16 protein-coding genes are annotated in these 21,768 nt (G+C 48.4%); 8 read left to right on the plus strand and 8 right to left on the minus strand.

Translation table 11 applies throughout. From position 1 onward, the window contains the following. Nucleotides 1–50: 50 nt before the first annotated feature. Nucleotides 51–1,742 carry an NAD-dependent malic enzyme gene (locus tag BZJ21_RS02760; RefSeq protein WP_021023240.1) on the minus strand — a complete coding sequence of 564 codons (1,692 nt, stop codon included), beginning with the start codon at nucleotides 1,740–1,742 and terminating at the stop codon, nucleotides 51–53. 373 nt (nucleotides 1,743–2,115) lie between these two features. Between BZJ21_RS02760 and BZJ21_RS02765 the strand changes: the two genes are divergently transcribed. Beyond that, nucleotides 2,116–2,853: a substrate-binding periplasmic protein gene (locus tag BZJ21_RS02765; protein WP_021023239.1), complete on the plus strand. Its 738-nt coding sequence runs from the start codon at nucleotides 2,116–2,118 to the stop codon at nucleotides 2,851–2,853. 71 nt (nucleotides 2,854–2,924) lie between these two features. Here the strand turns inward: BZJ21_RS02765 and BZJ21_RS02770 are convergent, their stop codons facing one another. The 3 genes from BZJ21_RS02770 to BZJ21_RS02780 all read right to left on the minus strand — a co-directional run bounded on the left by BZJ21_RS02770 (nucleotide 2,925) and on the right by BZJ21_RS02780 (nucleotide 6,214). Beyond that, a complete protein-coding gene (locus BZJ21_RS02770; protein ID WP_021023238.1) occupies nucleotides 2,925–3,407 on the minus strand; it encodes a YajQ family cyclic di-GMP-binding protein in 483 nt (160 codons plus the stop codon). A gap of 53 nt (nucleotides 3,408–3,460) precedes the next feature. After that, a complete protein-coding gene (locus tag BZJ21_RS02775; RefSeq protein ID WP_077669074.1) occupies nucleotides 3,461–4,516 on the minus strand; it encodes a 3-deoxy-7-phosphoheptulonate synthase in 1,056 nt (351 codons plus the stop codon). 228 nt (nucleotides 4,517–4,744) lie between these two features. Beyond that, complete coding sequence (locus tag BZJ21_RS02780; protein WP_077669075.1) at nucleotides 4,745–6,214, minus strand: protein adenylyltransferase SelO; 1,470 nt, start codon at nucleotides 6,212–6,214, stop codon at nucleotides 4,745–4,747. 158 nt (nucleotides 6,215–6,372) lie between these two features. Here BZJ21_RS02780 and BZJ21_RS02785 point away from each other — a divergent pair, with 158 nt between their 5' ends. Continuing rightward, nucleotides 6,373–7,212 carry a CvfB family protein gene (locus BZJ21_RS02785; RefSeq protein ID WP_077669076.1) on the plus strand — a complete coding sequence of 280 codons (840 nt, stop codon included), beginning with the start codon at nucleotides 6,373–6,375 and terminating at the stop codon, nucleotides 7,210–7,212. 191 nt (nucleotides 7,213–7,403) lie between these two features. Here BZJ21_RS02785 and BZJ21_RS02790 read toward each other — a convergent pair whose 3' ends face one another. From BZJ21_RS02790 to BZJ21_RS02800, 3 genes are read right to left on the minus strand one after another with little or no spacing between them, the layout of a single operon-like run. Continuing rightward, nucleotides 7,404–10,040: a PqiB family protein gene (locus tag BZJ21_RS02790; RefSeq protein WP_077669077.1), complete on the minus strand. Its 2,637-nt coding sequence runs from the start codon at nucleotides 10,038–10,040 to the stop codon at nucleotides 7,404–7,406. Further along, entirely contained in the window at nucleotides 10,003–11,262 is a 1,260-nt protein-coding gene (locus BZJ21_RS02795) for a paraquat-inducible protein A (protein WP_158075496.1), read from the minus strand. The genes BZJ21_RS02790 and BZJ21_RS02795 overlap by 38 nt, the downstream gene beginning before the upstream one ends. Before the next feature lie 2 nt (nucleotides 11,263–11,264). Then, complete coding sequence (locus BZJ21_RS02800; RefSeq protein ID WP_077669078.1) at nucleotides 11,265–13,067, minus strand: ABC transporter ATP-binding protein; 1,803 nt, start codon at nucleotides 13,065–13,067, stop codon at nucleotides 11,265–11,267. A 76-nt stretch (nucleotides 13,068–13,143) separates the two neighbouring features. On the opposite strand from BZJ21_RS02800, the gene BZJ21_RS02805 reads away from it, so the two are divergent. From BZJ21_RS02805 to BZJ21_RS02820, 4 genes are all read left to right on the plus strand, one after another. Further along, nucleotides 13,144–13,602, plus strand: coding sequence for a GAF domain-containing protein (locus tag BZJ21_RS02805; protein WP_077669079.1), 459 nt, complete (start codon nucleotides 13,144–13,146; stop codon nucleotides 13,600–13,602). A 115-nt stretch (nucleotides 13,603–13,717) separates the two neighbouring features. Continuing rightward, nucleotides 13,718–14,374, plus strand: a complete 657-nt coding sequence (gene proQ / locus BZJ21_RS02810; RefSeq protein ID WP_021023230.1) for an RNA chaperone ProQ — start codon at nucleotides 13,718–13,720, stop codon at nucleotides 14,372–14,374. 17 nt (nucleotides 14,375–14,391) lie between these two features. Further along, nucleotides 14,392–16,434, plus strand: a complete 2,043-nt coding sequence (gene prc, locus BZJ21_RS02815; protein ID WP_077669080.1) for a carboxy terminal-processing peptidase — start codon at nucleotides 14,392–14,394, stop codon at nucleotides 16,432–16,434. A 127-nt stretch (nucleotides 16,435–16,561) separates the two neighbouring features. Continuing rightward, nucleotides 16,562–17,218 (plus strand): hypothetical protein, encoded by a 657-nt coding sequence (locus tag BZJ21_RS02820; protein WP_077460561.1) that lies wholly within the window; start codon nucleotides 16,562–16,564, stop codon nucleotides 17,216–17,218. A 70-nt stretch (nucleotides 17,219–17,288) separates the two neighbouring features. Here the strand turns inward: BZJ21_RS02820 and pncB are convergent, their stop codons facing one another. Beyond that, nucleotides 17,289–18,461, minus strand: coding sequence for a nicotinate phosphoribosyltransferase (gene pncB, locus BZJ21_RS02825; protein ID WP_077669081.1), 1,173 nt, complete (start codon nucleotides 18,459–18,461; stop codon nucleotides 17,289–17,291). A gap of 363 nt (nucleotides 18,462–18,824) precedes the next feature. Between pncB and pepN the strand changes: the two genes are divergently transcribed. Beyond that, nucleotides 18,825–21,434 carry an aminopeptidase N gene (gene pepN, locus BZJ21_RS02830; RefSeq protein WP_077669082.1) on the plus strand — a complete coding sequence of 870 codons (2,610 nt, stop codon included), beginning with the start codon at nucleotides 18,825–18,827 and terminating at the stop codon, nucleotides 21,432–21,434. Nucleotides 21,435–21,541: 107 nt separating this feature from the next. Next, the gene (locus BZJ21_RS02835) at nucleotides 21,542–21,760 is read left to right on the plus strand and encodes a DUF2835 domain-containing protein (RefSeq protein ID WP_021023225.1); all 219 of its coding nucleotides are present in this window, start codon (nucleotides 21,542–21,544) and stop codon (nucleotides 21,758–21,760) included. Nucleotides 21,761–21,768 lie beyond the last annotated feature (8 nt).

Consider the following 21,768-nt stretch of genomic DNA (forward strand, 5'->3'; position numbering starts at 1 on the left):
ATGGTAGCAAAAAAAGCGCCTGAGTAGGCGCTTTTTCTGTCAGTCTTTGGTTAAAATGAGGTGCGTTTGTAAGCGCGGTATTCAGGCGACCAAAAACTCTCCTCGATGCGCTTTTTCAGTGCCTCATCAGAGAGCTCGGCGGCGACGCCTTCAACAATCGCTTCTTTAGCCACCTCAAACGCAATACGTTTTGATACTTGGGTAATATCCTCCAACGGTGGGAGCAGGGCGCCGATCCCTCGCTTCGCCAGAGGAGAGCATTCGGACAGTGCTCGCGATGAGGCCATTAGCATGCCATCGGTAACACGAGAAGCCCCGACGGCTAATACGCCAAGCCCGATGCCTGGAAAAATATAGCTGTTGTTACACTGTGCGATGGGGAAGGTTTTGCCATTATCTAAACGGACGGGCTCAAATGGACTTCCTGTGGCAACTAGCGCTTGACCATCGGTCCAACGCAAAATATCAAATGGCGTCGCCTCGACCCGGCTCGTGGGGTTAGATAAAGGAAAAATAATAGGGCGTGGACAGGTGGCATGCATTTGTTTAATGACATCTTCAGTGAATAACCCTGGTGCCCCCGATACGCCGACGAGCACGGTGGGTTTCGCGTTTCGAACCACGTCTAATAGTGAGATGTTGCTATCTTCTAGCTGCCACTCCGCTAGTGCCTCGCTTTTTTGTACCAGCTTTTGTTGGAAGTCGAGCAAGTTTGGCATTGCATCGACTAATAGACCCCAGCGATCGACCATATACACGCGTGAGCGAGCTTGTGCATCTGAAATGCCCTCCGCGACCATTTGTGCAATGATAGCTTCTGCAATACCACAACCGGCAGAGCCCGCGCCTAAAAAGGTGATCCGCTGTTCAGACAACTTGGTGCCAGCCGCTTTACACGCGGAAATTAATGAGCCCACGGTGACTGCTGCCGTCCCTTGGATATCATCATTAAAGCAGCACACCTTGTCTTTATAGCGTTCTAGGATTGGCATGGCATTTTTTTGCGCGAAATCTTCAAATTGGATCAATGCTTCAGGCCAGCGGCGCTGTACTGCTTGGATGAACTCTTCAATAAATGCATCGTACTCTTGGCCGCTAATCCGAGTGTGGCGCCATCCCATATACATGGGATCGGAGAGCCGTTGTGGGTTATTAGTTCCTACATCCAGAACAATGGGAAGCGTATAAGCCGGACTGATCCCACCGCACGCGGTATAGAGCGATAGCTTTCCGATAGGGATGCCCATGCCACCGATCCCTTGGTCGCCTAATCCCAGAATCCGTTCTCCATCGGTGACCACTATCACTTTGACATTGTGACGAGACGCATTGTTTAAAACATCATCAATACGATCGCGGTTTGGATAAGAAATAAATAACCCGCGTCCGCGGCGATAAATATTGGAAAAGTTCTCACACGCCGCCCCAACCGTGGGGGTATAGATGATAGGCATCATTTCGGTGATGTGGTTCGATACCAGTCGGTAAAACAGCGTTTCGTTGGTATCTTGAATATTTCTAAGATAGATATGCTTATCGATATCGTTTTCGAAGCGTTGGTATTGCTGATAGGCGCGCTCGGTTTGTTCTTCAATGCTTTCTATCGCGTCTGGCAATAATCCTTCAAGGTTAAAGAACTTACGCTCTTCAACACTGAATGCGCTGCCTTTATTTAACAGTGGCGTTTCGAGCAAGGCTGGCCCCGCGTAGGGGATATAAAGAGGACGTTTTTGATTATTCATGAATGATCAGACTCGATGGTTCTTTTCGTTGGGTCGATGGCGAATGTTGGGCGTTATCATGTGCCTTCGTGGCGTTTTTATGTCCTTTGCCGAACGCTTTTTGTGCGTTAGGTAGCGATAGCCCCAGGCGATTTGCAATAAAGGGTAAAGTTTAGGCATGAATGGTGACCTAATTCAACTTTTTTACCTCAATGTGCGGTGTGGGTATTAGCAAAGTTGCGCAAGAGAAGAGCGAGGGGTCTACACTTTGCCTGTAGGCCACAACGCAGTGCGGTTTAAACTTGTTACTCGGTGACCGACAGCAATTGATTGAAAGCTAATAATAAAGATGTTGGCTGTACACATTTAATGGAAGGTAAAAAGAGGTAGTCCAATGAAGTCACTTATTGCCGCCAGCTTGCTGGTTTTTTCGACCACGACTCTCGCTGCTAATTTAAGCGATTTAGATTATATTACAGAGGTGTATCCCCCGTTCAATTATGAAGAGCGTGGTGAGTTAAAAGGGATTGCCGTTGATTTTCTAGAGGCTGCGACTAAGGCGGCGGGTGAGCCAATTAGCCGTGATCAAGTGAAATTGCAACCGTGGGCGCGTGGTTATGCGACCGCGTTGTCTGAACCCAATACGGTCCTTTTTTCAACCACACGCACCGCAGAGCGTGAAGATAAGTTTAAATGGGTTGGGCCCATTACCGATACCAAAGTGGTGGTTTGGGCGCCAAAAAGCAAAGAGATAACAATCAATAACGCGAGTGACTTTGCTGACTACAAAGTTGGCGTGGTACGAGATGATGTGGGTCAACACCTATTAGAAACGATGGGCGTTGGCAAGAAATCAATTCGTTTATCCCCGAAACCGGACTTGTTGGCAAAACAATTAGCCGCTGGGCGGATAGATATGTGGGCTTATGAAGAAAATGTGAGTGCGTATATCATGAGCCAGAGTAATATCGATACCAGCCAGTTTGAGGTGGTGCATGTGTTAAATGAATCACAGCTTTATTACAGTCTAAGTAACAATACACCAGACAGCTATGTTGAAAAACTGCAAGCAGGCGTTGACCAGGCGATCATGGACGGCACGCTCGATGAGATAAAAAATAACTACAAGTAGCGCGGGGCATCACAAAGAATAAAAACGGGCGCTTCAGGCGCCCGCTTTTAGATAGTTCGAGGCTTAAACCGTTAGTCGCGGAAGTTCTCAAACTGAAAAGGTTGCTCAAAATCACTGTCTTTGATCAATTGAATTACAGCCTGTAAATCGTCGCGTTTCTTACCGGTAACACGGACTTGCTCACCTTGAATTTGCGTCTGGACCTTCATCTTGGCATCTTTGATCGCTTTGGTGATCTTTTTCGCTACTGGCGTCTCAATGCCATTTTTGAACTTCACCTGTTGTGAAAAGCTCTTGCCGGAATGGACCATTTCCTGAATATCCATCGCGCGTGCATCAACGCCACGCTTGGCCAAGTTGCTGCGAAGCATATCCATCATTTGATTCACTTGAAAGTCAGCCTCAGCAATCACTTTTACCGCTTCTTTATCCAAGTCAAAATTGGCTTCCACACCACGAAAATCAAACCGTGTTGCCAGTTCACGATTGGCATTATCAACGGCATTTTTGAGTTCCACTTTGTCAATTTCAGACACAATATCAAATGAAGGCATAGTCTCATCCTAGTTAGGGGCATGCTCTGGACATGCCCATGTTCAATCAATGGTTATGTATTTTTTCGCGCCATGACAGCGTTGGCAAGTTGAGCCAAAACCTTTTCGGTATCTTCCCAGCCGAGACAAGGATCGGTAATCGACTGACCATAGGTGCGTGAATCGGCACTCCCCATTGCTTGATTACCTTCTTGTAAAAAACTCTCAGCCATAATGCCAGCGATCGCTTGCTCGCCACCATGGATTTGCGCGGCAATGTCTGCACACACCTCCAATTGACGACGGTGCTGCTTTTGGCAATTACCATGGCTAAAATCAACCACAAGCTTGGTAGGTAAGCCAAAACCTGCCAGCGTGTTCGCGGCTGCCTGTACATTATGCGCGTGATAATTCGGCTGGTGTCCGCCGCGCAAAATAACATGGCCGTCAGGGTTGCCGGCAGTGCGATAGATTGTCATGGCGCCATGTTTGTCCGGCGAGCAGAACAAATGCGATTCACGGCTCGCACGAATCGCGTCGACGGCAATAGTAATATTACCGTCGGTGCCATTTTTAAACCCAACAGGGCTTGAGAGCGCTGACGCCATCTCGCGATGAATTTGGGATTCAGTAGTTCGAGCGCCGATCGCGCCCCAGCTAATTAGGTCAGCAATATACTGACCGGTAATCATATCGAGAAACTCGGTCGCCGTCGGTAAACCCATTTTATTGATATCGAGCAGTAACTCACGCGCGGTGAATAGCCCCGCACGAATGTCGCCGCTACCGTCGAGGTGGGGATCGTTGATCAAGCCTTTCCAACCGACAACGGTGCGCGGCTTTTCAAAATAGGTGCGCATCACCACCAATAATTGATCTGTGTATTGATCGGCTAGGGTTTTGAGCTTTGCTGCGTAATCACGGGCCGCGGCTGGATCGTGAATCGAGCAAGGGCCGACGATCACGAGTAGTCTAGGGTCTCGGCCATTGAGAATATCGCTAATCGCACGTCGTGCGGTGGTTATGTGGTGAGCAACACTGTCAGTAACGGGGTGGGCAGCTTCCACCTCTGCAGGCGTAGGCATGGTATCGACCACACGGGTTCGAAGCTCGTCGGTTTTCAGTGGCATAGAGGACAGCCTTCCTCACATTTTTATCTGTTGCGAAGCTAGTAAGATAGCAAAAAAAGCGGCCTGTGAAAGCATCAATGTGATATCTGTTGGATTTTTTCTTCCAGAGCGGCAAGGTGTCACGCCTACCAACAGGTTACGCGTGACGATAATTGACGGATTGAATGAAGGTTATTATGTTACCCTGTCACTCAAGCCCTGATCAATCTGTGTGTTTAATACTCAGCACTAGGATGAACAACTCAAGGTGAGATCTTTGTCTTCTTCCGCGGGCCGTTGTGCGAGATGGGCCAATGCCGGATGTGCATCAAAGGGATCGGCTAATACAGTGATCAGATCGTGCGTAGGTTGCATGTTACCTTGCTCTGCGGCATCAATGGCTTGCTGAGCCAGAGAGTTACGCAAAATAAATCCAGGGTTTGTTGCTCGCATACGGTTTAGTCGTTCAAGCGAATCAAGATGATGGATACGTTGATGGTAATCGCTTAGCCATTCACTCAAGCTGTCGGTATCGGCAATCATGTCTGAAAACTGACTGAGGCTTGGTGCGGTGAGTAGGGCGTCGTTTTCAATCTCGCTGAGCCGGCGAAAGAAAAGGGTATAATCGACACCTTCGCTCTCAAGCAATGAAAAGAGCGCATTAAATAAATGGCTATCACCCTGCTGTGCGTCCGATAAGCCCAATTTATCACGCATTGCTTTGCTATATGCCACTTGCAAATGATGTTCATAGCCGCCAAGAATGTCGTTGATCACCGCGCTGTCTAGCAATGGCGTGAATGCGTAACCCAATGCGGAGAGGTTCCAAAGTCCAATGGCGGGTTGTTGGTTGAAGGCGTAGCGTCCGGTGTGATCCGTGTGATTGCAAATATTGCTGGGATTGAAATCATCTAAAAATGCGTAGGGGCCATAGTCAAAGGTTTGGCCCAGGATCGACATATTGTCGGTATTCATCACGCCATGGTTAAAACCAACGGCTTGCCATTGAGCGATCATTCCAGCGGTGCGCTCGACAATTTCTTGCAGCAATGCCGCATACGGTTGCTCGGCTTTGGCAAGTTCAGGGAAATGACGCGCAATCACATAGTCGGCCAGTGTACGCAGCGCGTCATGTTGTTGGCTAAAAAATAAATACTCAAAATGACCAAAACGGACATGGCTTTCTGTCACCCGCAATAACGTTGCTGCGGTTTCCATTCGCTCACGCATGACGGGCGTGTCGCTCGTGGCCATGGCGAGGGCGTGCGTGGTTGGGATGCCAAGTCCGCGCATTGCTGTACTGGCTAAGTATTCACGGAGCGTTGATCGTAGCACGGCCCGACCATCACCATGGCGACTATAAGGTGTTTTACCGGCCCCTTTTAGATGCCAATCCCACAGTGTGCCGCTGTTATCACGCCACTCGCCCAGCAATACGCCACGCCCATCACCGAGCGCTGGATTGTATTGACCAAACTGGTGCCCCGTGTATTTCATGGCAAAAGGCGTGCGGCCGGCCAAGGGTTGCTCTGCCGATAATAACGCGCGAAAGGTATCGCTTTTGATGTCTGCATCGGTTAAGCCGAGTTTTTCCGCCAAGGTGGCGTCATAGGTTAAAATTCGCCCGTTATCTAGCGGCGTTGGTGTAACGGACTTACCGAATGCGCTGCCCAACTGGCTAAAACTAAACCGAATGTGTTCGCCATTAAATACTGCCATGTTTCCCCCTTATTTGCTTTAGCCAGCCTAACAGGGTTACGACGACTAACAAGAGACAGAAAGTAAGGGTATTTTTTCTGCGACGCGTCGGATCAACAACGCATCTTACGTGCAAATTGCGTATACTTGGGGGCATTATTTTTTATCGTGTTGAGACAATGATTAAACTAGGCCAATTTAATACGCTTACTGTGGTCAAACAGGTAGACTTTGGGGTGTTTCTGGATGGAGATGACTACGGCAATATTCTCCTCCCCAAGCGTTATGTACCGCAGAATACTCAGCTTGGCGACGACCTTGATGTGTTTATTTATTTCGATTCTGAAGATGACATCATAGCGACCACCGAAACGCCTTATGTGCAAGTGGGTGAGTTTGCATCCTTGCGTTGTGTTGGGGTGAACTCAGTGGGCGCGTTTGTTGACTGGGGGTTGAGTAAAGACTTGCTGGTGCCATTTAGTGAGCAACGCACGCGTATGGAAGAGGGCAAACCGTATGTTGTGCGTGTTTATACCGACAATGCATCAGGGCGCATTGTGGCGAGTCGTAAATTTAATAAGTTTATTAGCGACGCACAGCCCAAAATGCAACAGGGAGATAAAGTCACGGTACTGATCACGGATAACACCGATCTGGGCTATAAGTGTGTGGTCGACAATCAACACTGGGGACTGATTTATCGCGCTGAAGCGTTTGGTAAGTTGTTTATTGGCAAAAAACTCAGCGCCTACGTCAAACATGTACGCGACGATGGCAAAATGGATTTATCGCTACAAAAACCAGGTAAAGCCCGGGTCGATGAGTTAGGCGATAAAATCTTACGTACGCTGGAAAACAAAGACGGCTTCTTACCGCTGAATGATAAAAGTTCGCCTGATGCTATTTTTGCTTTGTTTCGTACGAGCAAGGCAACCTTTAAAAAGACACTGGGTGGCTTGTATAAGCAGCGACAAATCCGGATCGAACACGATGGCATTTACTTAACTAAGTTCGATTAACATGACAAAAAAATGCCCGGTACGTCCTGTTCCGGGCTTAGGGAAAAGGCTCATTGGAGCCCGATGCCAATTTAACTTTGTTTCTTATAGTGTAGTTTGTCATTAGTGATTTTCCAGCGCATGAAGAAAATAATGCGGGCGTGGAAATGAAGATAAAAGGGTATCGCGACAGACGCGCGATACCCTGGGGATCATGGCTTGGGAATCGTTGTCCGCCACGCTTTCCATGCGGTTTTTCCTTCATCATGGAGTAAAAAATGCTGTTGATCCTGAGCGATAGGCTGAAGCGGCTTTTCCTCAGGGGTTGAGAAAGCAATCCCGCCTTTTAGCAAACTATCAATGGTTCCGCTTTTTAAATCGGCACCGGTTAATCCTATCGAGACATCCACGCCTGATTGATTCCAAAATACAGAGTTCTCGCGTACTAAATAGGCATAGTCGGGAGCAATGTGTAACTCGAATAAAACGCGATCAGCGAGTTCACCCAGTGTTATTTTAGCGACAGTGCCTACTTCTATTTCTCGATACAACACAGGCGTACCTCGGGTCACTGAATGGCGCGCATCGCTTTCTAATATCAAAGTGAGTCCTTGCGGATACTTTGGCGTCTCATGCAGGACAAACTGCTGGGAAAACTCACCTTGGCCGGGCTCGACGGAGATATAAGTTCCAAATAAAGAGTCTAAGTTTTCGGTCTTGGTCAGACTTAGTACAGGTTGCGTCAACCAAAAGTAACTCCCTTGACGCGCCAATGCGCGTTTATATTTCGGGTAGACCCTTGCCTGTATACGCACCTTCTCCTGGCTGAAATCTGGCGACATGTCGATCACTTCACCCACATCGACGCCTTGATAGCGAATCGCACTGCCTACTTTTACCCCATTGGCTTGGTCGACTGTCAGCATAATATCAACACCATATTGGGCTGCGTCTTGTTTGGAAGGGTAGAGCTTCCACTCTCCGTTGCGTTGATTACTGATCCCCGGCATGTCGCCAAACGCGATGCCACCATTGAGTAGCGAACGGACCGAGCCTGTATTAATTTCAACGCCACGTAAATTGGCTTTGATATCCAGTCCGGATTGGTTCCAAAACACTGTATTGCGATGAATTAAGTGCTTGTAGCGGTTATTGACAGCGATGGCGATGGTGACGCTCTGACCGTTTAATTGGTAACCCTCCACTTGACCGACAATAAAGTTACGATACATCACGGGGCTACCTTCACTGATACTGGGTAAGCGGTCAGCGACAAGCGTAAAGCGCGTTTGGCCTTGTGCGCTTTGGTTGGCATGTTTTGCTTGAATGGATGACGTGTAAAGCGGATAGGTATCGTTGGCGCCTTTCGCCCCCTCGCTGGTGAAGCTAAGCGCCGGATCGGCAATTTGTTCCATTGCAGGCACAACCACGTCGAGCCCTTTACCCGTTAGCTCACCAGTAATGCCGCCAAGGATGAAAAATTGCGATGCTTGTTTTACGAGGTGACGATATTGCGGGTCGATCACCACATCTATCGTAACATTGTCACTTTCATTGAAGCCGATATGGTCAATAAAGCCGACCTCTATGCCGCGGTGTAACACTTTTGTATGTTGAGAGAGCCCATAGGCATCGTCTGCGGTCAGGGTGACGGTTAAGGCATTGTCTTGTTGTTTACGTTGTTGATGGCGGTTGGCAGCGGTGAATAGATGGTCCGATGTAACGGAATCTGCGTCCGCAGAACCTGGCTCAATCGATAAATAATTGCCAAGTACGAGGTTACCGATGTTTTTCAAGCCATCAAAGCCAATTTGTGGTTGCTCGATTTTTATACGCGTGTCTTTGTTCAGTAGCCAGGTCATACTGGGATCGAGTTTGGCGGTGGCGATAGGACCAGGATAATTGTCTGTGATCTCAATACGCGTAATTTCACCCACTTCTAATCCTTGGTAGGTGATCCGTGTGCCTCGGCCCGGCAGACCGTGATCAGCGGGTAAAGAGATGTTTAATGTTTGCCCCCGCGCGGCATGCGCGAGACTCGAATACAATTGAAATGGCTGATTCGCATCCGAACGAGGGCTGTTATCGGGAGAGTCGAACGCAATGCCTCCCGCAATTAAACTTGCCACGCTATCTAATTCGAGTTCAACGCCAGAAGCATCGATTCGTGTTTTAAGCCCACTGACCGACCAGAAACGTGTCTGCTCTTTTAGTAAGTGTGCGAATTGGGGTTCAATCAACGCCGAGAGCGTCACGCCTTGCGCGTCACTGTCGAGCCGATAGCTATAAACCTCGCCGACTTGAATTTTACGGTAATAAAGGGGAGAGCCGACATTAAGAGAACCCAGGGTCGGTGCTCGCAGTTTCACCGTCGTCCCCGCCTTTTCGGCCATATCTGTCGGTGGCTCGTCGCGTGCGGTAAATGTCAGGCGAGGCTCACCTTTTCCTGGCTGCAAAGCAATGTAGTTACCGGATACTAAGGTTTCTAAGCCACTGATCCCAGTGATGGAGGCTCGAGGCTTGACCAGCCAAAATTCTGTCCCGGAAGTTAAAAGCTGTGTGGCTTCTGGATAGATATTGGCATCGACATAAATACCATCAAGATCGTCAGCCAAGGTAATATTGCGCACCTTGCCGACCTCCAGCCCTTGATAGCGGATAATGGTCCGCCCAGCCTCTAATCCTTGTGCATCACTAAAAAGAATCTGGATCCGTTGCCCGGCTTCATTGATTGACTGAAACACCAACCATGCGGCTAAACCTAGCGCCAGTATAGGGAGTATCCATAGTGGAGACAGGCCATAGGTGGTTTTAATTATCGGTGAGGGTAGGTCTTGTTTGTCGCTCATGATGATCCCATATCAAACGCGTATCAAGAAATTCGGTGGCGAGCATGGTTAATACCACGACAATGCCAAACGCGATGGCGCCCGGCCCGGGGGTAAAGTCCATAATGCGACCACGATCAATTAATGCCACCATAAATGCAATGACGAATAAGTCCATCATTGACCATTTTCCGATCCACTTAACCCCACGATATAGCCACATATGCTGACGAGGTGTAATGGCAGTGCGGCGCCGAAAACTGATTAGTATTAATCCTAGCCCCAAGATCTTGGCCACTGGAACGATGATGCTGGCGGTGAAAATGATCACGGCAATACCAGGCATGCCATTATTGATTAAGCTCGCCACCCCAGAGAAGATGGTGTCTTCAAGCCGAATACCGTTAGAAAATAAAATTGAGATCGGATACACGTTGGCTGGAAACAAAAAAATACTGGCTGTGATCAAACATGCCCATGTCTTTTGCTCACTGCGAATGACACGCCGATAAAGAGGCTGGTGGCAGCGCTGGCACGCGCCTTGGTCTGCGGTCTGTGTTAAGCCACAGTGACCACAACGAATGAGTGTGGACGTGTTATCCGATGGTGTCGCAGCTAAAGAAAATGTATCCCAATATCTTTGTGTATTCACTCTGACCAGCAGCACAGAGAGCAAGATCTGGATAACCGCGTAACAGGCGAGGCCGATGGAGAAATGCAGGGAGGCATAGTCTTGAATTTTAAAACAAGCGATGGCCAAACTGACCATCAAAACATCCGCCATGACCCAATGACGACTATGGTCAACTACCTTGACCGCAAGACGAAAGCACCGAATCGCTTGACGTCGTCGTGCAAGGTGTAAAGTGAGTAAAGCGCTGGTAAAGATAAGTGGCCCTAGAGAGGCACAAATCACCACGAGCGCAGCCACAAAAGGAAAGTCGGACCAAAGGCGTACAGCACCAGTCAATACGGAGGCGTTGATCGTTGAGCCTAATAAATCTATCGATAGCAAAGGTTGGAGATGGGCTGGCAAGAAAAGGATAAGTATCGTCAAGGTTAACGCGATTTCACTATTAAATGATAAGCGTCGACCCTGTGCGAGTTTGGTCGCGCAGCGTGGGCAAATGGCAAGATGGTCATAACCCGTTTGACAGCCTTGTAGCACCCGATCACAACCCGGGCACCTTATCTGACTTGGATAAGATGCCGACAGGGTGTTGTCTGGTGGTTGCGTTCTCACGATTATTTCCCTGCTACCTGTTGGAGTTGTCCATATAAGGTTTGATAAACACCGGGTGCATTCACCAGTTCGGTGTGTGTCCCTTGTTGACTGACCTGACCTTCATCGAGCACATAAATCAGATCGGCTTCTTTAACCGCTGACAGCCGATGTGCAACAATCAGTGTCGTACGACCAGCTAAAAAGGTTTGCATTGCTTGATGCAGTGCGCGTTCAGTGGCGGTATCGAGTGCCGACGTGGCTTCATCTAAAATCACCAGTTTAGGGTCGCCGAGCAGCATACGCGCAATTGCAACACGCTGGCGCTGACCGCCTGATAAGCGCACCCCTTGGCGTCCCAGTGGGGTCTCTAAGCCTTGAGTCAGCTGATTCACGACATCGCCCAGCTGTGCGCGCTCCAACGCTTGCCAGAGCGTCGCATCATCAAACTTACGCCCCAGACTTAAATTATTTCTTAAAGTATCATTAAACAGTATGGGCTGTTGCAATACCACGGCAATTTGATGACGAAGCGCATCCATATTGATGTCATGAATGGAATGGCCATTAAAGCGAATATCACCCTGTTCTACAGGGTAGAGCCCTAACAACAGCTGAATGAGGGTTGATTTACCGCCCCCACTTGCGCCGACGAGGGCCACGCGTTGTCCGGCTGGGATCTGCATGGTGAGACCATCGAGAACCGCTTTGTCATCATCATACGCAAAGTGAAGATTATCTATCTCAACATCGATTGCTTGCGGGTTCTCCCTCCCTGAAACGAGCTCGCCTGGATCGATCCCCTCTGGACGCCGAGTTTCTTCGGGTAATTGCAAGACCTCGTTAATCCGAGTCATCGCTGCTTTGGCGCTATACCACGCAAACTGGATCCCGAGTAGCTCTTGAACTGGCCCGAGCATAAACCATAGATAGCCAAACACGGCAAACATCAAGCCGATAGAAAGATCACTAAAAAAGACCATGCCCATCGCGACCGCGCGAAAGAGTTCAAAGCCGACTAAAAACATTAAGAACGAAAGACGACCCGCCGCCTCAGATTGCCACGCGTATTTATCGGCGCTCACTTTAATATCATTTGCACTGTCATCAAGTTGCTTTAAATAGGTCCGCTCTCGGTTAGCGGCGCGAAGTTGATATAATCCGTCTAGGGTATCGACCAGTCGCTGTTGGAACTGTTCAAAGGCTCGGTTTTCGCGCGTTTTAAGGTGTTTTACGCGTTGGCCGAGGGCACGACTCAGCGCCACCACAATGGGATTAATCAATAAGATAAACAAGCCTAATCGCCAGTCAATCCAAAGCAAAACCACCGCTGTCCCGGTGACAGTGAGGATCCCGATAATAAATTTACTCAGCGTGGTCCCGATAAACTTATCGATGGTTTCCACATCGGTGACAAGGTGAGAAGTCAGCCCGCCACTGCCACGAAGTTCGTACTCTCGCATGCTGATACGGCCGAGTTTTGCAATCAGGTGCTGACGGATTTTATAGGTGATGGCTTTACCCACCAGCGTAAATTGGCGACCTTGTAAGATGTTCAACCCTTGGCTGATAGTGCGCATCAATACCACGATCACTAAGACGGCAGCGATATAGTACGCAGCCTGTTGCCAGCTTTGTGGCAGTATTGTGTTAAGTACCGACAGCCCCCAATCGGGTTTGTCGAGTAGCACCTCGTCGACCAATAATGGCATCAATAGCGGAATTGGCACACTGATGAGCGTGGCAGCAATGGCGACCACGTTTGCCCAGATTAGCCGCGTTCGATGAGGTCGTGCTTGGTCAAGAAGCCAGCGCCAAGTGATCATAAATCAAGATACTCAATTGAAATGTCTTTAGATTCTTTCTATTGTAATGGTCTTGTTGATTGAGATGCAGTGATTTATGGAAAACAAAGCGGATTTTTATCGTTTGTTAACGCAACAAGCGGTGGCTTTATGTGAAGGTGAGCCTAACCTTATCGCTAAGCTTGCTAATGTGAGCGCCTTGCTAAATAGCCAACTTGACGATATCAACTGGGTGGGATTTTATCTTGATGACGGTGACGAGTTAGTGCTTGGACCATTTCAAGGCCAACCCGCGTGTGTTCGTATTCCTTTTGATAAAGGTGTATGCGGTGCGGCTTATCGACAAGATATTGTCATGCGAGTTAAAGATGTCCATGCTTTTGAAGGACATATCGCCTGTGATGCCGCCAGTAACGCTGAAATTGTTCTGCCAGTGCACGTCAACGGACAACGGCATGCGGTACTCGATATTGATAGTCCAAGTATCGGTCGATTTGACCAAGAAGATGAGCATGGACTGGCTACCTTGGTCAAAGAAATGCAAAAACACTTATGATTTCGCCAATCTTGGTAGTTTTTTAATATCAGGTATCTATAATACGCACCACTTTCATACTTAAATACACGTAGATACGCTGCTGCAGTTTTGCTGCAGCAGGCCAGGAAAAAACATGGAAAATACTGAAAAGCTCGCGAACAGCAAAGAAGTCATTGCCTATATTGCTGAACGTTTCCCTAAATGTTTTACTGTTGAAGGCGAAGCCAAGCCATTAAAAATTGGTATTTTTCAAGATCTTGCGACTCGTCTTGACGGCGATCCCAAGGTAAGCAAAACCCAATTGCGCGCCGCGCTTCGTCAGTACACGTCTTCCTGGCGTTATCTGCACAGCGTGAAACCCGGTGCGTCACGCGTCGATTTAGATGGCAATGCGTGCGGCGAGTTAGAGCAAGAGCATATTGATCATGCGGCTCAGGCTCTAGCAGAAAGTAAAGCACGGGCCGCTGAGCGTCGTAAGCAACAACAGGCGAAAAAAGCGGAGTCTCAGGCGAAAAACGGTGAAAAAGCGCCAGCCAAAGGCAAAAAAGCGGCAGCGCAATCGGCAAAAGGCCGTACAAGTAAACCAAAGCCCGCTAAAATGACTAAGAAAGAGAGTGAGCCACGTCGCGAACTCAGCGCCAACGACGTTGTCGTAGGCAAAGACGTAAATGTGAACATGGGCAATGGTAATTTACCTGCGACCATTGTTGAAATTAATAAGGATGAGGTGCGGGTTCGCCTAACTAACGGATTAACCATGTTAGTAAAAGCGGAGCACCTCAGCGCCTAAAGGAGACTCCTCGACGCATGTTTTGTCGACGCCGCGTTTCGGCGATTGCTGCCAGCCTCATGCTGGCAGCATCTGCCCAGGCCATAGAGGCCGATTTTCAACTCAGTGAGTTACCTTCACTCTCTGCTGAACCTCAACACGAAACCGCTTCTAAGCGGGTAACCTCTCGTTTTACCCGATCGCACTACAAGCAGTTTACGCTCGATGACGCGTTCTCAGCGGCTATTTTTAAACGCTACCTTGAAACGCTGGACTATAACCGTGTCTTTTTGACTCAGGATGATGTCGACACGCTATCGCGTTGGGAAGATCGTTTAGATGACCAATTAAAGGCGGGTGAAACAGAAGCCGCGTATGCGATTTATAACCGGGTTCTCAAAAAGCGCTTTGAACGCTATCAGTACGCTTTAAAAGTACTCGATAAACCGTTTGATTTTTCCGCAGATGAGAGCATGGTACTGGATCGTACTGAGCGACCATGGGCGGCAAATCAAGCGGAGCTTGATGCGATTTGGGACAAGCGAGTCAAAAATGACGCATTGAACTTACGCCTCACGGGGAAAGAGGATGATGCGATCCGCGACACCCTAGGGAAACGGTATAACAGTGCGTTAAAACGCCTCACACAAAGCCATAGTGAAGATGTGTTTCAAGTCTACATGAACGCCTTCGCCCGTGAGGTTGATCCGCATACGAGCTACTTATCTCCCCGTAATGCCGAACAATTTCAATCGGAAATGAACCTGTCTCTTGAAGGGATTGGTGCCGTTTTACAGGTCAAAAACGAATATACCGTCATTCGTTCTCTGGTTGCTGGAGGCCCTGCGTCCAAGTCAAAACAGTTGTCACCAGGTGACCGCATTATTGGTGTCGGCCAGGAAGACGAATCGGTTGTCGACGTTATTGGCTGGCGTCTGGATGACGTGGTGGAACTGATCAAAGGCCCGAAAGGGAGCGAGGTTCAACTCAAAATTCTTCCTGAAGGCGCTAATGCTAAAAGTTACAACGTCACGTTAACCCGCGATAAAATTCGTCTTGAAGATCGTGCGGTGAAGTCGGAAGTGATCGCGCGCGGCGAAGATAAAATTGGTGTACTCACGGTACCGGGGTTTTATGTCGGCTTAGCCGATGATACCAAAAAAGAATTGGCAAACTTACAAGAGAAAGATGTCAGTGGCATCGTTGTCGATTTACGTAATAACGGTGGCGGGGCGCTGAGTGAAGCAACGGCGCTCAGTGGTTTGTTCATCGACAAAGGCCCGATTGTGCAAGTAAGAGACAGCTACGGTCGAGTGAAAGTCAACGCCGACAGTGATGGCAAAAGCTATTACGATGGTCCAATGACCGTGCTGATAAATCGCTATAGTGCCTCTGCGTCGGAAATTTTTGCCGCTGCCATGCAGGATTATGATCGAGCGGTAGTGATTGGCGAACAATCGTTTGGTAAAGGAACAGTGCAACAGCATCGTTCGCTCAACCATATTTACGATTTGTTCGATAACCCACTGGGTTACGTGCAATATACAATCCAAAAGTTTTATCGCATCAGTGGCGGCAGTACCCAAAATAAAGGTGTCGTACCTGACATTGCGTTTCCATCGCCTGTATCGCCTGATGAAACCGGTGAAAGTATGGAAGACAATGCATTGCCTTGGGATCGTATTGAAAAAGCGGATTATCAGGCACAGTCTTTGCCTGAATCAGTGATTGATACCCTCGCGCAACGTCATCAAGCAAGGATTGCTGACGATCGAGAGTTCGGTTTTATTCGTCAAGATATCGCGCGCTATCAAAAAGAGAAGGACGACAATACCTTGTCTTTAAATGAGAAAGTACGACGTCAAGAGATGGATGACGAAGATGCAGACCGCTTAGCGCGTTTAAATGCACGTCAAGAAGCCATGGGTGAGCCTCGCTTCAAGTCACTCGATGATGTACCTAAAGAGTATGAAGAGCCCGATGCCTACCTAGACGAAGCCGCCAGTATTACGCGAGATCTGGTTAATCTCACGACATCGCTTAACAAGTCATCTCTTAACGAGTCATCTCTTAACGAGTAGTGCGCCCGAAAAAGACACGACTGTGATCACTACAAGCCTGGGTCATCCGACCTGGGCTTTTTTTCACTCAAAATGAGAACTAGGTCTAATCTTAGTAATAAGGCATCACCATCAGTAGGGGGAAGGTATGCGTTATTTCTACGGGATCACACTTGCCATGTTTATGGCATGGCCAGTGCATAGCGAGGATTTAGGGCGCTTTGACGTTCCTTTGCTGCTGGGGCAATGGTACTGGTTTAGTGAAGCAAGCGAAACATCAACCCCTCATCCTTATAAAGCAATTAATATCTCCTTTAACTCCCACTATGAATTTCGTATCGATATGTTACGTCGTAACGGAAAGCTGGAAACAGCGGCCGGCCAATATAGCGTTACTCAGCAAACACTGAGGCTTTATGATGAGAATGGCACGGATCAGGTACATGCTTATCAACTGAATCATCACCAGTTGCAATTACAGGGGGCTATCTTTACGAAGTTGCTTCCAGACAACCTGAGTGGTTTGTGGCGTTCAAACAGTATTGAAGGTGATGATGTTAGCGAAGACGTAGACGGTGTGTCGCTAAAGTTGCGTCCAGACTTTTTGTTTGCGATGCAAGTAAGAGGCGATAGTGGCCGTTCAGTGACCCATCGAGGCGTCTATTTGGTCGAGGGGGATCACTTAATGTTGATTTACAAAGAAGGGCGTCATTCGTCGCAATACCAACTGGCCGCTGATACTTTGCGATTAACCAATGATGTATTTGGTATGGAAGCGGTATTACAACGGCAACGCCAAGAATAGCAGTGTCAAGAATCGTTCAGCCCTTAAAAGTCGGTTATCGTCACGGCATTTTACGGGCCAAAGCAGTGATTCACGGCGACAAATTAAATGCGGCCTTTAGTGCCGATAAATGCGCCTCATCCTTACAAATCGCCTTGTTCGGTTCATCCGATATTTTGGCAACCGGTTTGCCTTGGCAGCTGGTCAGCTTGATCACCACATTTAGTGTTTTCACATTGGGTAGATCACAAGTCAGTTGTGTGCCAATCCCAAACGACGTACTCGCCTTACCCGCAAAGTGTTGATAAATATGAATGGCTTTAGCCAGTGTCAAGCTATCTGAAAAAACGAGTGTTTTATCTTTGGGATCGATATGGTGGTGGCGATAGTGCGCAATGGCTTTTTCGCCCCAGATGATGGGATCGCCGCTGTCGTGACGTAAGCCACTGAATGCCTGAGATAGAGACGCATCAAGATCGCGCAAAAAGGCATCCATATTGATACAGTCGGTAAGGGCGATCCCAAGACTATTCGGATACTCGCGTAGCCATACATTAAGCGCGAGCTGTTGAGAATCTGCTAGATCGCCCGCCAGTTGTTGGTGGGCTTGAAACCACTCATGCGCTTGTGTGCCAACCGGAGGAAGCCCTAGCTGCTTTGCTAACCAGCAATTCGAGGTCCCCTTTAGCGGTGGATAAACGGCGTGTAAACGCGTGACGATAGCCTGATGGACATCGCGCGAAAAACGACGGCGTGTACCAAAATCAACCAGATGAAAGTCATCCGAGTAGCCATCGGCCGGTAAGTGTGCCAGTTTGTCGTCAAGGCGCGCTAAGGCATCCGCGACTCCCAATTCTGGATAGCAAGCGCGATTGCGTAGCTCACAGATAATCGCAAGCAGTGGCACTTCCCACAGAATAACGTCACACCATGGCCCATCGATATGCACAGCAAGTTGCCCCTCTTCAATGGACACCGTCACCTGTTGAGGGTTGAGCTGGAAGTGCGAGAGGTAGGCGAGAAAATCAGCCTGATACAAATCTAACGAGGAGAGATAATCAATCTCGTCCGCTTGGAAACGGAGTGTCCCCATGTGGTGAATATGGTCGATAAGCTGTTCGCGCAGATAGGCAAGGTTTTCATCACTGCGGCAATAAAAGTCCGCACTGACATGAACGTCAGGGTAATGATGAAAGACAGCCTGCTGCATATTCAGTTTATAAGCATCAGTATCCAAAAGCGATGTGATGATCGGATTGTGCATGCGTGAGGAACGCCTTACGGGTTACAAAACGAAATTGGCTTCATAGTACCGTAATTTTCAAAAAATTTAACCGTCGTCACATTATATTTCCGCATGGATTGGCAGGCTTCGTTGACATTTTGTTGCGCTTTTAACCACTACCGTTTGTTTTTAGTACAGCGATGTGTCTTTGTCTGTCTCCCATTGAGCGGGCGTTAATCCTTTGTCGCCATCGCGTTAAATGTAAACGCAAACATTTGATAACAAACTGTTAAACCTATAGTCATCTTTGCTCAGCCGCGGTATGGTATGGCATGCACATCGTCCTAAAGGCGAATGAATACAATTCGTTGGCTGAGGTACACCCGATAAAAAGGAAATAACATGTCTCAACAACCTACCGCCAAATACCGTGATGACTACCGCGCACCGGACTTTACTATCACGGATATCAATCTTGAGTTCGATCTTGATCCGAATAAGACCCTGGTGACAGCAGTCAGTCAGATAAAACGTCTTAATGAACGCGCGACGGATCTCGTACTCGATGGTGATGATCTGACTCTGGTGCGCCTGGATATTAATGGTGACACCTGGACGGCATACAGCGAAGAAGCGGGTAAATTGATTATTCGCGATGTCCCCGCCGCCTTTACTTTGACCATTCAAACCCAGCTAGATCCGGAGAATAACTCTGCGTTAGAAGGGTTATACATTTCTGGCGGTGCGTATTGTACCCAGTGTGAAGCAGAAGGCTTCCGTCGTATCACCTATTACCTAGACCGTCCTGATGTACTGGCGCGATTTACCACCAAAGTGATTGCGAATAAAGCGACGTACCCTTATTTGCTTAGTAACGGTAATAAAATGGCGGCGGGTGATCTTGATGACGGCCGTCACTGGGTTGAATGGCACGATCCCCATGCTAAACCAAGCTATCTATTCGCCTTGGTGGGCGGTGATTTTGATGTCTTGCGAGACACGTTTGAAACGCGCTCAGGGCGCAATGTCGCGTTAGAAATATTCGTCGATAAAGGCAATTTAGATCGTGCCGACCACGCCATGGTGTCACTGAAAAACGCCATGAAGTGGGACGAAGAGCGATTTGACTTAGAATACGATCTCGATATCTACATGATTGTTGCCGTCGACTTTTTCAATATGGGCGCGATGGAGAACAAAGGCCTAAATATCTTTAACTCCAAGTATGTGCTTGCCAATGCAGAGACGGCAACCGATACCGATTACCTGGGTATTGAAGCGGTGATTGGCCACGAATACTTCCACAATTGGACAGGCAACCGTGTTACCTGTCGGGATTGGTTTCAACTTAGCCTCAAAGAAGGGTTAACGGTTTTCCGTGATCAAGAGTTCTCCTCTGACTTGGGGTCGCGCTCCGTCAACCGCATCAGCAATGCACGCATCGTGCGTGGCCCGCAATTTGCTGAAGATGCAAGCCCCATGTCTCATCCAATCCGCCCTGAAAAGGTGATTGAGATGAATAACTTCTACACCCTAACTGTGTACGAAAAGGGTAGTGAAGTCATTCGTATGATGCACACCATTCTCGGTGAATCTGCTTTCCAAAAAGGGATGAAGCTGTATTTTGAACGCCATGATGGTACCGCATCGACCTGTGATGATTTCGTCCAAGCGATGGAAGAGGCATCAGGCATTGATCTTACCCAGTTCCGTCTGTGGTATAGCCAGTCAGGTACACCGGTGCTGACCGTTTCATCCACCTATGATGCGGCTACCAAGCAACTGGCGCTGCATGTGACACAGCACACGCCGGCGACGGCTGATCAGCAAGAAAAGCAGCCGCTGTATATTCCGCTCGATATCGAAATGTACCGTCAAGATGGCAGTGTGATTGAGTTACAGCGTCACGGAGAGTCGGTTTCTAACGTATTGGCGGTCACACAAGCAGAGCAAACCTATCTGTTTGATCATGTCGATGAGCAACCGGTCCTATCGCTACTACGCGAATTCTCAGCACCGGTTAAACTCGAATATGATTATCAGGACGATGAGTTGGCGTTCTTATTGCAGCACGCTCGGAATGACTTTGCGCGCTGGGATGCGGGCCAAAGCTTACTGGCTAAGCATATCAAAGCGAATGTAGCGCGTGTGCAAGATGACCAACCGATCGATGTGCCCTTATCCGTAGTTGATGCCTTCCGTGGTGTGTTGCTGAGTGACAATACCGATCCTGCCTTGATTGCTGAAGTGCTCAATTTACCTTCAGAGACAGAGGTAGCAGGTTGGTTTGAAACGGTCGACGTGGATGCTATTCACCAAGTGATGGCAGCGTTTAAACAGCAGTTTGCTGATCATATGGTGGATGAGCTTGCTGCTGTGTATCGTCAGTATGCACAAACGGATTATCAAATCACACACAAAGCGATGGGTGAGCGTGCCTTGCGTAATGCCTGTTTGAGTTACTTGGCCCATACAGAAAATGGCAATGGCTATGTTGAGCAGCATTATCAAGAAGCGCACAATATGACAGATACTATGGCAGCCCTGAGCGCAGCAAACAGTGCACAATTGCCTTGCCGAGAGCCGCTGATGAAAGGCTTCAGTGATCAGTGGCAGCATGATGGGTTGGTAATGGATAAATGGTTTATGCTGCAAGGCGCCAATCCAGCCGATAATGCGTTAGAGCAAGTAAAAGCGCAAATGTCGCACCCAGCATTTACGTTGAAAAACCCTAACCGTATACGGAGTTTAATTGGTGCATTTTGTAATCGTAACCCGGCACGTTTTCATGCTAAAGATGGTGCAGGGTATCGATTCTTAAAAGAGATCTTGGTGACGTTAAACCAGTCTAACCCGCAAGTGGCGTCGCGCTTGATTGATCCGCTATTGAAACTGGCGTACTACGACTCAGCGCGTCAACAGCAAATGCGTAATGTACTGCAAGAGCTCGCCGATATGGATAACTTGGCGAACGATTTGTATGAAAAAGTGGAAAAAACACTTGAGCAGTAACCAATAAGTTGGGATAAAATCAAGACGTACGACAAGTGAACCTCAAAAGCCGCCTGGTTGGGCGGCTTTTTAACGAATAAACTTATGAGCGGATTAAAAAGTGAACCATGGAGTACTTTTTTAGCGTCTATATTGCCTATTCTGAGTATCAGCATTACTACAGTGGTGCAGCTGCGAATGTGGTTGTGACTACGGACCAAGGGCTGCGCTTACAAATCCCGGCGTCTCGCTTTCGGCCTTTTCTTTCACAGCTTGGCATTAGGGGGCGTTTTAAACTGACGACGGACGCGCACCACCGCTTTCAATCGTTAATGCGCGTTGCTTAATAGGCGTT

Source organism: Salinivibrio costicola subsp. alcaliphilus, from assembly GCF_001996185.1.
In the GTDB taxonomy this organism is placed as follows: domain Bacteria; phylum Pseudomonadota; class Gammaproteobacteria; order Enterobacterales; family Vibrionaceae; genus Salinivibrio; species Salinivibrio costicola.

Bases quoted from the DNA above. Each gene is read 5' to 3' on its own strand.
- BZJ21_RS02760 (WP_021023240.1), bottom strand. From the start codon at position 1,742: ATGAATAATCAAAAACGTCCTCTTTATATCCCCTACGCGGGGCCAGCC.
- BZJ21_RS02765 (WP_021023239.1), top strand. From the start codon at position 2,116: ATGAAGTCACTTATTGCCGCCAGCTTGCTGGTTTTTTCGACCACGACT.
- BZJ21_RS02770 (WP_021023238.1), bottom strand. From the start codon at position 3,407: ATGCCTTCATTTGATATTGTGTCTGAAATTGACAAAGTGGAACTCAAA.
- BZJ21_RS02775 (WP_077669074.1), bottom strand. From the start codon at position 4,516: ATGCCACTGAAAACCGACGAGCTTCGAACCCGTGTGGTCGATACCATG.
- BZJ21_RS02780 (WP_077669075.1), bottom strand. From the start codon at position 6,214: ATGGCAGTATTTAATGGCGAACACATTCGGTTTAGTTTTAGCCAGTTG.
- BZJ21_RS02785 (WP_077669076.1), top strand. From the start codon at position 6,373: ATGATTAAACTAGGCCAATTTAATACGCTTACTGTGGTCAAACAGGTA.
- BZJ21_RS02790 (WP_077669077.1), bottom strand. From the start codon at position 10,040: ATGAGCGACAAACAAGACCTACCCTCACCGATAATTAAAACCACCTAT.
- BZJ21_RS02800 (WP_077669078.1), bottom strand. From the start codon at position 13,067: ATGATCACTTGGCGCTGGCTTCTTGACCAAGCACGACCTCATCGAACG.
- BZJ21_RS02805 (WP_077669079.1), top strand. From the start codon at position 13,144: ATGGAAAACAAAGCGGATTTTTATCGTTTGTTAACGCAACAAGCGGTG.
- proQ (WP_021023230.1), top strand. From the start codon at position 13,718: ATGGAAAATACTGAAAAGCTCGCGAACAGCAAAGAAGTCATTGCCTAT.
- prc (WP_077669080.1), top strand. From the start codon at position 14,392: ATGTTTTGTCGACGCCGCGTTTCGGCGATTGCTGCCAGCCTCATGCTG.
- BZJ21_RS02820 (WP_077460561.1), top strand. From the start codon at position 16,562: ATGCGTTATTTCTACGGGATCACACTTGCCATGTTTATGGCATGGCCA.
- pncB (WP_077669081.1), bottom strand. From the start codon at position 18,461: ATGCACAATCCGATCATCACATCGCTTTTGGATACTGATGCTTATAAA.
- pepN (WP_077669082.1), top strand. From the start codon at position 18,825: ATGTCTCAACAACCTACCGCCAAATACCGTGATGACTACCGCGCACCG.
- BZJ21_RS02835 (WP_021023225.1), top strand. From the start codon at position 21,542: ATGGAGTACTTTTTTAGCGTCTATATTGCCTATTCTGAGTATCAGCAT.